Here is a 13,153-nt window from a genome sequence, read left to right on the forward strand (position 1 = left end):
CTTAAAGAGCACGCACGGAGTCATTCGGCCTTCGACCGATCGTCGCACTCTTCACGCGCTACGCGGCGTTCGAGCGAGTCAGAGCCCGAGCGCTCCGGAGGAAGGACGCCGCCAGGATGTCGGCGTCGTCGAGGTAGCCGGCGACCATCGCACCGTCGCGGATGAGCATGAGGTCGTGCGCGACAGCCGGCGGGTCGGGGAGTCCGAGCGGGGTCACGACCTCCTCGAACGTCGCCAGGCACCAGGCACGATGCTGGTCGACCGTCTGGCGCACCGCACTGGCGGGATCCGGATACTCGGCCGCCGCGTTGATGAACGGGCACCCTCTGAACCCCTGCTCGCAGGCCATCGTTCCCAGCGCGCCCGCGATCGCCTGGAACACGCCGTCCGGGTCGGCGCTCGCCGCGATCGCCGCGGTGATGCCGTCGCGTTCCTGCTTGGCACGCAGCTCGAGGTGGGCGACGACGAGATCGTCCTTGCTCTTGAAATGCCGGTAGAAAGTGACCTTCGTCGTGCCGGCGCGCTCGATGACGCTGCCGACGCTCACCGCGCGCAGTCCTTTGGCGTAGAAGAGTTCGGTCGCGGACTCGATCAGACGCTCGCGCATCGACGGCTTCACGGTGTCGATCATAGGTGTTTCCTCCTTGGCTGCTTGCGTTCCTGGTCCATCGGTGCCTATGGTTACTCCTTGTAGAGTGACTAGTCATTCTACATCGAATAACTGCCAAAAGGACGGACCTTCGTGACCACGATCACCACAAGCGGGAACACGGCGACGATCGCCGGTGCTCTCAGACGCCTCTACTTCATCCGCTTCGGATTCGCCGTCGTGTGGGCCGCAGTCGTCGCGCTTACGGCCTCCGCGGTCAGCCCGCTCGTCGCTGTCCTGCTGGTTCTCTATCCGGTCTTCGATCTTGCGGCGGCCGTCGTGGATCACCGTGCCACGCGCTCCACGCGACCGGCTGCCCTGCTCTACGTGAACATGGCGCTCAGCCTGCTCGCGGCGGTCGCACTCGGCTTCGCCGCGACATCCGGCACATCGGCCGTGTTGGTCGTGTGGGGTCTCTGGGCACTCACGGCCGGCGCTGTTCAGTTGATCGTCGGGCTCACCCGCCGCGGTCTCGGCGGGCAGTGGCCGATGATCATCAGCGGCGGAATCTCTGTTCTCGCAGGCTTCGGGTTCATCCTGATGTCCAGCGGTTCGTCGCCGTCACTTGTCGGGCTCGCCGGCTACGCGACCCTCGGTGGGATCTTCTTCCTCGTCTCCGCCATCCGCCTGGGCCGCACCGCGAAAGCAGGCACCCGATGACCGGGCTCGCCTCCAACAACTCCTAGAGACTCCATCAACTCCTAGAGAAAGAAGAAACCATGCCCACCAAGATCACCCTCATCATCGACAACCCGGCCGATCCCGCCGCGTTCGAGGCCGACTATCCCGGCCTGTCCGCCCTGGCGGAACGGCTTCCAGGGCTCCGTCGCCTGGAGGCGGCCAAGGTCTGGCCGAAGGAGGACGGCACCCCGACGCCGGCGCACCGGACGCTCGACCTGTACTTCGACAGCTACGAGGATGCGTCCGCGGCCGTCGCCACTCCGGCTGCCGGCGAGTTCTTCCAGCGGCTCATCGGCACCGGATCCTCGTTCACCGGTCTGTTCTCCGACATCGAACGGGCGTGACCGCCTCCGGATGATGCGCCACAGAGGGGGTAGGGCGGAACCTCGCGACGAGTGAGCAATTCTCACGCAAGTCTTGTCGCCCGCCCGCAGTCCGAATAGAGTGCCTTCGCCGGTTCATCGACGAACGGAGGACTCATGCCCGCGACAGCCCTGCCCCCGAGCGGCGATGCGCCGAAGCGCCCGAGCGGTGACGTCAAGACCTGCGATGCCCGTGGGATGGCCGAGATCCATCGGCTGTTCCGCGCGGGCTTCGCCGAGGCACCGAGGCTGGTCTCGGGCGTCGCCGACGGCGATCGAGCGCACGCGGATGTCGTGGGCGACCACCTCGCGATGCTCTCCGTCTCCCTCCACGCCCATCACGAGGGCGAAGACACCCACCTGTGGGGAACGCTCGAGGAGCGCGCGCCGACGTGCACCGTGCACGTCGAGCGGATGAAGCAGCACCACGCCGAGCTGCTCGTGCACCTGAACGAAATGGATGCGGCGCTACCTGCCTGGCGGGCGAGCGGGCGGCAAGCGGATGCGCGAGCGATACAGACCGCTCTCGACGGGATCAACGCGGCCCTCGCCGTTCACCTGCCCGACGAGGAGGCGAACATCGTTCCCGTCATGGAGACCACGCTGACGCCGAAGGAGATCGACTGGTTCGCCGAGCACGGGCGCAAGGCGACGCCCAAGGGCAAGACCTGGGAGACGCTCGGCGCGATTCTCGCGGCTCAGCCCGACGAGGGAGCGGAGTGGCAACGCGAGAATCTGCCGGCGCCCGTCCGGTTCCTGTGGCGCACGATCGGCAAGGGCCGGTACGAGAAGAACCGGCGGGCGCTGACCAGGGGCGTCGCGGGCGCGGGTTCCTCCCGGGGGTGACACGCCTCGGCGGCCGCCCTACACGGATGCCGTGAGCCGCTCCACGAGGTGGGCGTCGAGCGGGCGGTCGGTGCCGAGCACCACGCGCACGTGCGCGCCCGTCTGATCGACCGGGCCGAGGCGCTGGCCGCGGAGGTCGCAGATGGTCTGACCGCGGCCGGGGCCGTGCGTCGCATCCACGACCACGTCGACCAGGGGCGCGTTGGTGGCGACCACGCCGCCGACCGCGATCGCCGCTGCGAGGGGGTCGTGCAGCGCGCTGCTCCGGCGGCCGTAGAGCTCGACGTAGAAGTCGAAGTAGAAGTCGAGCATCTCGCCGACAGCGCGGGCGAGCGGGCGGTCGGAGTCGAGAAGCTGCTGGCGGTGGGACTCCTCGAGCGTGTTCTCGACCGTGACGTCGAGTGGGACGAGCACGACGGGCCAGGGGGCGGCGATGAGTTCGGCGGCCGCCTCCGGGTCGTTCCAGATGTTGGCCTCGGCGACCGGGGTCACATTGCCCGAGGCGAACGCGGCCCCTCCCATCGCCGTCACCTCGACCACCCGTGAGGGCAGCGTCGGGTCGAGCCGGAGGGCCAGGGCGATGTTGGTCGTCGGTCCGACGGTGATGATCTCGAGCCGTCCCTCGTATTCGTGCGAGAGACGCACGAGCAGCTGCGCCGCGTCCAGGTCGATCGCCGTGAGCCCGGATTCGGGCAGCTCGACCTCGCCGATTCCGTTGGAGCCGTGCACGTGCGGCGCCCCGCCCTCGAACGCGCGGGTCAGTGCGTCGTGCGCACCGACCGCGACCGGGATGTCGCCCCGTCCGGCGAGCGCGAGGATGCGCAGCGTGTTCTCCGCGGCCTGGGCGGCGCTCACGTTGCCGCTCACCGTGCCGATGCCGACGAGCTCGATCTCGGGAGACGCCAGCAGGTAGGCGAGGGCGAGCGAGTCGTCGATGCCGGTGTCGCAGTCGAAGTAGACCGGGCGGCGGGGGGTGTCGATGGTTGTCATGCGGGTTGCTCCGTGTTTCTGAGTGTCAGGTCGTGGTGCGGGGCATCCAGGTGATCCGGATGCCCCGCGGTTCGGTGCGGATCAGATGGTCTGGCCGCGGCGGGGCGCGATGAACATGCTGGCGACGAAGGCGAGCACGGTGATGCCGACGGAGATCCAGAGCGCGGTGCCGTAGCCGGCGATCGTCCCCTGCGCTGCGAACGGAGCAACGATACCGATTCCGAGGCTCGCGCCGATGCCGAACGCGGCGCCGTTGAGGCCGGGGAGCGCTGCGGGCGCGTCCGGCGGGGAGAGCAGCACGCCCAGCCCGTTCGTGGTCGTCAGCACGAGGCCGTTGTAGGTGAGGCCGAGCAGCGCGATCATCGCGAAGACGACGGCCTCGTTGTGCGGCAGGAGGCTGATGACGACGAGCGCCGCGATGCAGAGCACCATGCCGACCCGCAGCATCCGGATCCAGCCCTGCTTTCCGGCCAGCCAGCCGGAGAGCGGCGCCGCGAATACACCGATCAGGGCGGGCGGCGCGAGGAAGAGGAGAGCCGAGGTGGCGGCGTCGAGGCCGAAGCCCACCTTCGTGTCCTGGCTGAGCAGCACGACGGTGAAGTTGATCACGGCAAAGACCCCGGACAGGGTCAGGATCGTGGTGGCGATGACCGGCCACACCTGGCGCGAGCGCAGGTGCTCGACGGCGATCAGCGGGGTGACACGCTTCTTCTCGACGAACCAGAAGGCGACGAGAGAGACGATCGTGCCCGCGAGGTAGAGCAGGGTGATCGGTGCGGTCCAGCCGGCAGACGAACCCTGCGAGACGAAGAACGTGACGCAGATGAGCGCGATCGAGAGCACGGCGGCTCCCCACCAGTCCATGCGGCCGGTGGAGACCGGCTTGGACGTCTTGGGGACCACGAGCAGCACGCAGGCGAGGGCGACCAGGCCGACTAGGAAGATCACCACGAAGATCGAGCGGAAGCCGAAGGTGTCCGCCAGCAGGCCGCCGAAGTAGCCGTCGACGCCGCCGACGCCGCCGTTGACCGCGGTGATGATGCCGAGCGTCGTGCCGAAGACCTTGGCGCTCATCCGCTCGCTCAAGATCACGTACGAGAGCTGGAACGCCGCGCTCGACGCGCCCTGCAGCGCGCGGCCGATGAGCAGCACGGTGAGGTTCGGCGCGAACATGCACAGCAGTGTGCCGGCGGCCAGCATCAGGAGCACGATGACCAGGGCCTGCTTGCGGCCGATGAAGTCGCTCCAGCGCGAGAGCACGACGCCGCCGATCGCACCGGCGAGGAAGAACAGCGACGACACCTGTGACACAGCACCGACGTCTTCGTGCAGGTCGCGGGCGATGTCCGGCAGCGCCGGGGTGATCATGCTGGCGTTCAGCTGGAACGACAGCACGCCGAGGATCAGCGTGGCGACGAGTGCGACGGCCTTCCCTCCGTGGAGCGGCGGGGCCGATGGATGCGCAGCTGCCGTCGCAGTGCTGTCGAGCGTGGGGGAACTCACGGGGGCGACTCCTTTGTCTGACTGTTTCGTTGCAGGACCGCGGTGGATGCGGTGGGTACGATGTTATACCTCTTCGGTACGACATGCGCACACACCATCTTTTTGTGGTTGAATTGCGTGAGCTTACGAGCGAAGGAGCCACCGCGATGACCATGACCGTCGACCAGTTCTTGGAACGCGACCTCACCACCACGGTCGGTCAGCCGTTGCGCGTGGCGGTGTACTCGCGCATCGCCGAGGGCATCCGCGGGCACGTGTTCCCGCTCGGCTCCGCTCTGCCTCGCGAAACCGAGCTCGGCGCATCCCTCGGTGTCAGCCGCACAGTCGTGCGCGAAGCGCTCATGCTCCTCGAAGAGGACGGTCTCATCGTCACCCGCCGCGGGATCGGCCGATTCGTCGCCACGAGCATCCCGCGCGTCGGACTCGAAGAACTGCGCCCGTTCGAGCAGGCCCTTTCCGACGGCGACCGCGCAGTCTCCGTGCGGCCGGTGGAGTTCACCATGCAGCCGACGACCGACTTCGTCTCGAACAAGCTGGCTCTTGACCTCGCCGCGAACACCTGGTTCCGCGAGAGCGTGATCGAGCAGGATGGCGAGCCCATCGCGATCGTGCAGGAGCACTTTCCCGCCGGGCGCTACCTGAGCGACGTCAGCCCGGCCATCGCGGAGAACCTCCAGGCCGCGGCCGAGGCGCCGGCCACCCTGCTCGCGGAGCTCATCGAACGCATCGGGCCCGTGTTCGGTTCGGGGGTGTGCCAGATCGCCGTCAACGTCGCAGGTTCGTCCCGCGCGAAGCTCCTCGACCTCGGAGCGAACGACCCCGTGCTCATCCTCACGCAGACCGCCGAGCTCGACGGCACGCCCATCTACCTCGCGAAATGCATCGTGTCGTCACGGGTCGGGCACCTCTCAGTGGTGCAGGCCTCCCAGGCATGACCGCCCGCGTCCACCGGAACCCAGAGAGACCCAGCGTGCAGAAGCTCACCGTCGTCGGCAGCATCAATGTCGACCTCACCGCCATCACCGACCGGCTTCCCGAACCGGGCGAGACGATCGGCGGTGGCCGGCTGCGCCGCGACGCCGGGGGCAAGGGCGCCAATCAGGCCGCGGCCGCCGCGCGTCTGGGCGCCGAGGTGCGGATGGTCGGTGCGGTGGGCGACGACGCCGACGGCGGGTGGATGCGCTCGGCGCTCGTCGAGGCGGGCGTCGACACCACACACATCGCCACGGTGAGCGAGGCGACGGGAACGGCGCTCATCGTGGTCGACCGCGAGGGCGAGAACCAGATCGCGGTCTGCGAAGGGTCTAACGCGCTCGTCGACATCGATGGCGTCGAGTTCTCCGACGACGAGACCGTGCTGGCCCAGCTCGAGATCTCGATGGAGCTGGTGTCGCAGCTCGCCGACCGGGTCCCCGGCTATCTCGCGCTGAACGCGGCGCCCGCCCAGCAGCTGCCCAGGGCGGTGCTCGACCGCGTCGACCTCTTCATCGTGAATGAGACCGAGTACGCGCTGATGCCCGAGCTGCAGGATGCGCCGCTCGTCGCTGTCACCTACGGTTCGAAGGGCGCGGCCCTGCTGGAGCGGGGTGAGGTCATCGCGTCCGTGCCCGCCGTGGCGACGACGCCGGTGAACACCGTCGGCGCCGGAGACGCGTTCTGCGCCGCTCTGACCATCGCCCTGCGCGACGGGCTGTCCCCTGAAGCTGCCCTGAGCACGGCGTGCGCCGTCGGCGCGGCCGCCGTTGCCGACCCGTCGTCGCAGCCCGCATTGCGTCCGCTGGCCGCCTACCTTCCCTGACGGGCACCCCTCCGGCGAGACGGATGTCGGCGGATCGCGCTACGGTGTTGTCTGTTCGGGGGAATGAGACTATGGCGTCGCGGCCGTATGCCGATGGCGACTGTGGTTTATTGGAATGTTCGTCCGCCCCGCGCACGCACCTCCCTACACTGCGACCACAGGAAATCTCGTGACTCTCCTCCGAATGACAGCACACTACGCCCGTCCCTATTGGCGATCGGTCGTGGCGGTCGTGATCCTGCAGCTGATCGCGACGCTCGCCGCGCTGTACCTGCCCACCCTCAACAAAGACATCATCGACAAGGGCATCTCCCTCGGCGATACCGACTACATCTGGTCGACCGGCGGGATGATGCTGATGGTCTGCTTCGTGCAGGTCATCGCGGCGATCACCGCCACCTACTTCGGCGCCCGCGCGTCCATGTCGGTGGGGCGCGACATCCGCCGCTCGTTCTACCGCAAGGTCGACGAGCTGCCGTCCCTCGACCTCGCCCGGTGGGGGATGCCGACGCTGATCACGCGCAACAGCAACGACGTGCAGCAGGTGCAGATGCTCGTGCTGCTCACGCTCAACTTCATGGTGTCGACGCCCATCATGTGCATCGCCGGCATCATCCTCGCCGTGCAGGTGGATGCCGCGCTGTCCTGGCTCATCTGGGTCTCGGTCGCGGTGCTCTTCGTCGTCGTCGGCGTGATGGTCTGGCGACTTCTGCCGTTGTTCCGCGAGATGCAGGACCGCATCGACGGCGTCAACGGGGTCATCCGTGAGCAGATCGTCGGAATCCGCGTGATCCGCGCGTTCGTGCGCGAGCGGTTCGAGAGCGAGCGGTACGACGACGCCAACCTGGCGCTGACGCGGGTGTCGGTGCGGGTGGGCAACATCTTCGTGCTGATGTTCCCGGTGATCATGCTGATCCTGAACGTAGCGACGGTCGCCGTGCTGTGGTTCGGCGGCCACAGTGTGAACTCCGGAGAGATCCAGATCGGCGCGCTGACCGCGTTCCTCCAGTACCTCCTTCAGATCCTCACCGCGGTCATGATGGGCGTCTTCATGGCCATGATGATCCCGCGCGCGATGGTCTGCGCCGAGCGCATCGACGAGGTGCTCAGCGCGACCCCGTCGCAGCAGGGCGCCGCCGTCTCCGGTGCCGAGCCGGCCGACGGCACGGTTCAGATCGACGGTGTGACCTTCGGGTACCCCGGGGCCGAGAAGCCGGTGCTCAGCGACGTGACGTTCACCGCCGAGCCGGGCAAGATCACGGCGATTGTGGGCTCCACCGGAGCGGGAAAGACCACCCTGGTCTCCGTGATCGCCAACCTGTTCACTCCGCAGTCCGGTCACGTGCGCATCGGTGGCGTTGCGGTCGACTCCCTCACCCGCCGGCAGCTCTCGGGTGTGCTGGGGCTGGTGCCGCAGCGGCCGTACCTCTTCTCGGGGACGATCGCGAGCAACCTCCGGTTCGGAAACCCGGATGCCACGGACGACGAGCTCTGGGAGGCGCTGCGGATCGCTCAGGCCGAGCCGTTCGTGCGCGCCAAGGAGCACGGGCTCGAGGAGCGGATCGCCCAGGGCGGCACGAACGTCTCGGGAGGTCAGCGACAGCGGCTCTGCATCGCGCGGGCGCTCGTCGCGCGGCCGAAGGTGTTCCTGTTCGACGATTCGTTCTCAGCGCTCGACGTCGCTACGGATGCCCGGCTGCGCGAGGCGCTCGCCCGCTCCACCGGAGACGCGACCGTGATCGTCGTGGCCCAGCGGGTGTCCACCATCCGCGAGGCCGACGCCATCATCGTCCTCGACGACGGACGCGTCGTCGCCTACGGAACGCATGACGAACTGCTGGAGACGAGTGAGACGTATCGCGAGATCGTCGAGTCGCAGCTGAGCCTGGAGGTGGCCTGAGATGGCCCGCACGCAGAAGACGAAGACGCCGAAGAAGGCGAAGACCGACGTCGACCTCGCCGCGAAGGAATCCGCCGTCGAGGCGGTGCTCGAAGGCATCGACGACGAGTTCGTGCCCACGGAGGCGGACGGCGACCTGTTCGGCGGCACGCCGGCCAAGAAGGCGGAGCACTTCTGGCCGTCGTTCAAGCGGCTGCTCTCACTGCTGAAGCCGGAATGGCTCGGGATGACCTGGGTCACCCTGCTCGTCGTGGTCTCGGTCGCCCTGATCGTCATCGCGCCGAAGATCCTCGGCGCCGCCACGGACGTGATCTTCCGCGGCTCCATCGGGCTGAGCCTGCCTGCCAACCTGACGCTCGATCAGGCGGTCGCGGCAGCGCGCGCCGCCGGCCAGAACCAGTTCGCCGACGTGCTGGCGGGCTCCGGAGCGACTCCGGGGCAGGGGATCGACTTCGTCGAACTCGGGCGCCTGCTCATGATCGTGATCGCGATGTATCTGGTCGCATCGCTGCTGCAGTGGTGGCAGGGCTACATCCTGAACGGCCTGGTGATGCGGGTGGTCTACGGGCTGCGTGCCGACATCGAGAAGAAGCTCAACCGGCTGCCGCTCCGCTACTTCGACACCCGGCAGCGCGGCGACCTGATGTCCCGTGTCACCAACGACGTCGACAACATCCAGACGGCGCTGCAGCAAGCGTTCTCGCAGCTGATCCAGTCGGTGCTGATGGTCATCGGCATCGGCATCATGATGTTCATCGTCTCGTGGCAGCTGGCCCTGATCGCGCTCATCTCCATCCCGCTGTCCGGCGTGATCGCCGGTGTGATCGGCTCCCGGTCGCAGAAGCTCTTCAAGCAGCAGTGGAACGCGACCGGCTCGCTGAACGGCCACATCGAGGAGTCCTTCTCCGGCCTCGAGCTGGTGCGGGCGTTCGGCCGCGACGGCGTGATGCTCGAAGAGTTCGACGCTCGCAACCAGAAGCTCTACTCGTCGATGGTCGGCGCCCAGTTCGTCTCCGGCATGATCATGCCGGCGATGAACTTCGTCTCGTACCTCTCGTACGTGCTCATCGCGGTGGTCGGCGGCCTGCGCGTCGTCTCCGGTCAGATGACCATCGGTGACGCGACCGCGTTCATCCAGTACTCGCGCGAGTTCTCGCAGCCGATCGGCCAGATCGCGGGCATGGCGAACATGCTGCAGTCTGGTGTCGCGTCGGCGGAGCGCACGTTCGAGTTCCTCGACGCCGACGACCAGACGCCGGACCACGAGACGCAGCACCTTCCGGAGCGCGCCGACGGGCGGGTCCAGCTCGAGGACGTCACGTTCTCGTACGACCCCGAGACCCCGCTCATCACCGATCTCAGCCTCTCGGTCTCGCCCGGACAGACGGTCGCGATCGTCGGTCCGACCGGCGCGGGAAAGACGACGCTGGTGAACCTGATCATGCGGTTCTACGAGTTGAACGGCGGCGCCATCCGACTCGACGGCATCGACACGACCGAGCTCTCCCGCGCCGAACTGCGCGGCCAGGTCGGCATGGTGCTTCAGGACGCCTGGTTGTTCTCAGGCACCATCCGCGAGAACATCCGCTACGGCCGCCTCGACGCGACGGACGACGAAGTGATCGAGGCCGCGAAGGCGACCATGGTCGACCGCTTCGTGCGGCAGCTCCCGGACGGGTACGACACCGTCATCGAGTCCGACGGAGGAAACGTCTCGGCGGGCGAGCGACAGCTCATCACCATCGCGCGCGCCTTCATCGCGAACCCGTCGCTGCTCATCCTCGACGAGGCGACATCGTCGGTGGACACCCGCACCGAGCTGCTCGTGCAACACGCGATGGCGGCCCTGCGCACCGACCGCACGTCGTTCGTCATCGCCCACCGCCTGTCGACGATCCGCGATGCGCACACCATCCTGGTAATGGAGAACGGCGACATCGTCGAGCAGGGCGACCACGCCACCCTGCTGGAGAAGCGCGGCGCCTACTACGAGCTCTACATGACGCAGTTCCGCGGCGCGGCAACCGAGGAGGAGGCGAGCGAAGTCCCGGTGGGCTGACCGCGGGTGGGCCGACCTGGCTCAACCGGCGAGGCGTGACCACAATGGAGGCATGCAGCAACGCATCGCGCAGCTGACGACGGCAGACGGCACGGAGCTGGCGTATGCGACCGTCGGCGACGGCAGGCCGATGGTCTACGTGTCCGGCTGGATCGGCCACCTGCAGCTGAGCTGGGACCTGCCGGAGGAGCGCGCGTTCTACGAGAGCCTGGCCGAGGGGCGTCGACTCGTGCGCTACGACCGCGCGGGATGCGGCCTGTCGGGACCGATGACCCGGCCGCCGTCGCTGGAGTACGAGCTCGAGCAACTGGCCGCGGTCGTCGCGACCCTCGGCGCTGAACCGTTCGACCTCATCGGCACCTCGATGGGAGCGCTCGTCGCCGTCGCGTGGGCAGCCGAGCATCCGGAGACCGTGAGGCGGCTCGTGCTCTACGGCGGCTGGGTGACCGGCACCGAGATCTCACCACCGGATGCACGGGACCACGTGCTGGGGCTGGTCGAGTCGCACTGGGGGCTCGGCTCCGACGTTCTCACCGACATCTTCGTCCCCGATGCCCATGGCACGTCGCGCAGGGAGTTCGGCCACTATCAGCGGGCGTCGTCGACGGCCGCCACGGCGCGATCGCTGCTGGAGTTGAGCTACTCGCTCGATGTGAGCGACCTCCTTGCTCACGTGAGCGTTCCGACGCTGGTGGTTCACCGGGAGCACGATCGTGCCGCTCCGGTCGCGCAGGCCGAAGCGCTCGCCGCGGGCATCCCGGGCGCCGAGCTCGTCGTGCTGCCCGGCCGTTCGCATCTGCCCTACGCCGGCGACGCGGACCGGCTCGTGGCGACCATCCGCCGATTCCTCGGCCTGCGCGCCTCTCGAAACGGCACGGCGCGGCTGACGCCCCGGCAATCCGAGGTCGCCGCACTGGTCAGTGCCGGACGCACGAACCGCGAGATCGCCGCGAAACTGGGCATTGACGAGCGGTCCGCCGAGGGTCATGTCGAACGGATCCGCCTGCGGCTCGGCTTCCGATCCCGGGCCCAGATCGCGAGCTGGTACGCCGCTCAGCACGACCGCACGTCGCCGACGAACTGAGGTAGTTCTACGCCTGACACGCCCCACGGCCGTCGCGCACGCTGGTAGCGATCGATCGATCGAGCGATCGACCACGAACCCACGGGAGCAGCCATGACCGAAACGAACACCACGCCCACGACCCCGACCACGACCCCGACGACCACGGAATTCCAGCTGCACCGCGGTCGCGGCCCTTTCAACGCCGCGTTCTTCCGGGCGATGGGGCCGTACCTGGAGCGGAGCCTGCGCCGTCGCAAGGAGCACGTCTTCGCGGAGCTCCCGAGCGAGGTCGTGGAGATCGGCTCCGGGGTCGGCGCCAACCTGGGCTACCTCCCGGCGGGCGGCACTCTCATCGCCATCGAACCGAACCACTACATGCACGGTCCCCTGCGCGCCGCCGCGCTCCGCGAAGGTGTTCAGCTCGACCTGCGGGACCGGATGGCCGAGCAGACCGGCCTTCCCGACCGGAGCGTCGACACCGTGATCTCCTCGCTCGTGCTCTGCTCGGTGCAGGACCCGGCCGCCGTGCTCACCGAGATCCGTCGCATCCTGCGCCCAGGGGGCACCTTCCGTTTCGTCGAGCACGTGGTCGCGAAGGCCGGCACGCCGACCCGTGCCGCCCAGCGCCTCTTCCGCCGGCCGTGGGCCTGGACCTTCGAGGGCTGCTCGTGCGAACGGGACCTGGAGCAGTCGCTGCGCGCCGCCGGATTCGAGAGCGTCGCAGTGGAGCACTACCGGCTCCACACGCCGTTCCTGCCCTTCAACACCCAGATCGCCGGCACCGCGCAGGCTTGACGGCGGGGACTCCGCCCGTCCTGAACGGTCGCGCGCGTCCGAGCGGACCGGCGGTCAGCCCGCCCGCCGGGCGCGCAGCACGACCACCGAGGTGATGGCGAGCACCACGACGCCGATCGCCTCGATGATGACCGTCTCCGGCACGAGGGTGAAGGTCCATGTCTCTGTGATGCCGAACAGGCCCACGGTCAGCGCGAGCAGAAGGGCGATGAGGCTCGCGATGATGAACAGCAGACTCAGCACCGTCGCGAGCGCGAGAAGCCCGCGATGCAGCGTGAGCATCCCGATCCCCAGAACGATTCCCGCGATGGCGTTGAGCGTGAAGAGCACGCCGAGCAGCCCTCCGACGCCGTTGAAGATGAGGTAGAGGTGGATCCCGCCGGTCGCGACCAGCACGATCGCACTCAGAATCCGCATGACCCAGAGAAGCCCCTGACCTCTTTGCGCCACCTGAACACCTGCGTCAGTCATCTGAACACCTGCTTCCGATCCGAGCCTCTACCG

13 protein-coding genes are annotated in these 13,153 nt (G+C 68.1%); 9 read left to right on the forward strand and 4 right to left on the reverse strand.

Annotated elements, in window-relative coordinates; translation table 11 throughout:
• Positions 1 to 58: 58 nt before the first annotated feature.
• Positions 59 to 631 carry a TetR/AcrR family transcriptional regulator gene (locus PKE84_RS08920; protein ID WP_271176875.1) on the reverse strand — a complete coding sequence of 191 codons (573 nt, stop codon included), beginning with the start codon at positions 629 to 631 and terminating at the stop codon, positions 59 to 61.
• Between the two features lie 111 nt (positions 632 to 742).
• Here PKE84_RS08920 and PKE84_RS08925 point away from each other — a divergent pair, with 111 nt between their 5' ends.
• The 3 genes from PKE84_RS08925 (at position 743) to PKE84_RS08935 (ending at position 2,538) form a co-directional block, all read left to right on the forward strand.
• Complete coding sequence (locus PKE84_RS08925) at positions 743 to 1,309, forward strand: hypothetical protein (protein WP_271176876.1); 567 nt, start codon at positions 743 to 745, stop codon at positions 1,307 to 1,309.
• Between the two features lie 59 nt (positions 1,310 to 1,368).
• The gene (locus tag PKE84_RS08930; RefSeq protein WP_271176877.1) at positions 1,369 to 1,674 is read left to right on the forward strand and encodes an EthD family reductase; all 306 of its coding nucleotides are present in this window, start codon (positions 1,369 to 1,371) and stop codon (positions 1,672 to 1,674) included.
• A gap of 135 nt (positions 1,675 to 1,809) precedes the next feature.
• Positions 1,810 to 2,538 (forward strand): hemerythrin domain-containing protein, encoded by a 729-nt coding sequence (locus tag PKE84_RS08935; RefSeq protein ID WP_271176878.1) that lies wholly within the window; start codon positions 1,810 to 1,812, stop codon positions 2,536 to 2,538.
• 18 nt (positions 2,539 to 2,556) lie between these two features.
• Here the strand turns inward: PKE84_RS08935 and PKE84_RS08940 are convergent, their stop codons facing one another.
• Entirely contained in the window at positions 2,557 to 3,528 is a 972-nt protein-coding gene (locus tag PKE84_RS08940; RefSeq protein WP_271176879.1) for a nucleoside hydrolase, read from the reverse strand.
• 81 nt (positions 3,529 to 3,609) lie between these two features.
• Positions 3,610 to 5,031, reverse strand: coding sequence for an MFS transporter (locus PKE84_RS08945; protein ID WP_271176880.1), 1,422 nt, complete (start codon positions 5,029 to 5,031; stop codon positions 3,610 to 3,612).
• Between the two features lie 146 nt (positions 5,032 to 5,177).
• On the opposite strand from PKE84_RS08945, the gene PKE84_RS08950 reads away from it, so the two are divergent.
• The 6 genes from PKE84_RS08950 (at position 5,178) to PKE84_RS08975 (ending at position 12,649) form a co-directional block, all read left to right on the forward strand.
• Positions 5,178 to 5,966, forward strand: a complete 789-nt coding sequence (locus PKE84_RS08950; RefSeq protein WP_271176881.1) for a GntR family transcriptional regulator — start codon at positions 5,178 to 5,180, stop codon at positions 5,964 to 5,966.
• Positions 5,963 to 6,829 (forward strand): PfkB family carbohydrate kinase, encoded by an 867-nt coding sequence (locus PKE84_RS08955; RefSeq protein ID WP_271176882.1) that lies wholly within the window; start codon positions 5,963 to 5,965, stop codon positions 6,827 to 6,829. The genes PKE84_RS08950 and PKE84_RS08955 overlap by 4 nt, the downstream gene beginning before the upstream one ends.
• A gap of 184 nt (positions 6,830 to 7,013) precedes the next feature.
• Positions 7,014 to 8,729 carry an ABC transporter ATP-binding protein gene (locus PKE84_RS08960; RefSeq protein WP_271176883.1) on the forward strand — a complete coding sequence of 572 codons (1,716 nt, stop codon included), beginning with the start codon at positions 7,014 to 7,016 and terminating at the stop codon, positions 8,727 to 8,729.
• Between the two features lies 1 nt (position 8,730).
• A complete protein-coding gene (locus PKE84_RS08965) occupies positions 8,731 to 10,788 on the forward strand; it encodes an ABC transporter ATP-binding protein (protein WP_271176884.1) in 2,058 nt (685 codons plus the stop codon).
• A 52-nt stretch (positions 10,789 to 10,840) separates the two neighbouring features.
• Complete coding sequence (locus PKE84_RS08970; RefSeq protein WP_271176885.1) at positions 10,841 to 11,872, forward strand: alpha/beta fold hydrolase; 1,032 nt, start codon at positions 10,841 to 10,843, stop codon at positions 11,870 to 11,872.
• A gap of 93 nt (positions 11,873 to 11,965) precedes the next feature.
• A complete protein-coding gene (locus PKE84_RS08975) occupies positions 11,966 to 12,649 on the forward strand; it encodes a class I SAM-dependent methyltransferase (RefSeq protein WP_271176886.1) in 684 nt (227 codons plus the stop codon).
• 54 nt (positions 12,650 to 12,703) lie between these two features.
• Here PKE84_RS08975 and PKE84_RS08980 read toward each other — a convergent pair whose 3' ends face one another.
• Positions 12,704 to 13,120 (reverse strand): hypothetical protein, encoded by a 417-nt coding sequence (locus PKE84_RS08980; protein ID WP_271176887.1) that lies wholly within the window; start codon positions 13,118 to 13,120, stop codon positions 12,704 to 12,706.
• Between the last annotated feature and the right edge of the window lie 33 nt (positions 13,121 to 13,153).

It is taken from the genome of Leifsonia poae, from assembly GCF_027921845.1.
GTDB classification, from domain to species: domain Bacteria; phylum Actinomycetota; class Actinomycetes; order Actinomycetales; family Microbacteriaceae; genus Leifsonia; species Leifsonia poae.

Excerpts from the sequence above, each read along its gene's own strand:
- PKE84_RS08920 (WP_271176875.1), bottom strand. The coding sequence starts at position 631 with ATGATCGACACCGTGAAGCCGTCGATGCGCGAGCGTCTGATCGAGTCC.
- PKE84_RS08930 (WP_271176877.1), top strand. The coding sequence starts at position 1,369 with ATGCCCACCAAGATCACCCTCATCATCGACAACCCGGCCGATCCCGCC.
- PKE84_RS08935 (WP_271176878.1), top strand. The coding sequence starts at position 1,810 with ATGCCCGCGACAGCCCTGCCCCCGAGCGGCGATGCGCCGAAGCGCCCG.
- PKE84_RS08940 (WP_271176879.1), bottom strand. The coding sequence starts at position 3,528 with ATGACAACCATCGACACCCCCCGCCGCCCGGTCTACTTCGACTGCGAC.
- PKE84_RS08950 (WP_271176881.1), top strand. The coding sequence starts at position 5,178 with ATGACCATGACCGTCGACCAGTTCTTGGAACGCGACCTCACCACCACG.
- PKE84_RS08955 (WP_271176882.1), top strand. The coding sequence starts at position 5,963 with ATGACCGCCCGCGTCCACCGGAACCCAGAGAGACCCAGCGTGCAGAAG.
- PKE84_RS08960 (WP_271176883.1), top strand. The coding sequence starts at position 7,014 with ATGACAGCACACTACGCCCGTCCCTATTGGCGATCGGTCGTGGCGGTC.
- PKE84_RS08965 (WP_271176884.1), top strand. The coding sequence starts at position 8,731 with ATGGCCCGCACGCAGAAGACGAAGACGCCGAAGAAGGCGAAGACCGAC.
- PKE84_RS08970 (WP_271176885.1), top strand. The coding sequence starts at position 10,841 with ATGCAGCAACGCATCGCGCAGCTGACGACGGCAGACGGCACGGAGCTG.
- PKE84_RS08975 (WP_271176886.1), top strand. The coding sequence starts at position 11,966 with ATGACCGAAACGAACACCACGCCCACGACCCCGACCACGACCCCGACG.
- PKE84_RS08980 (WP_271176887.1), bottom strand. The coding sequence starts at position 13,120 with ATGACTGACGCAGGTGTTCAGGTGGCGCAAAGAGGTCAGGGGCTTCTC.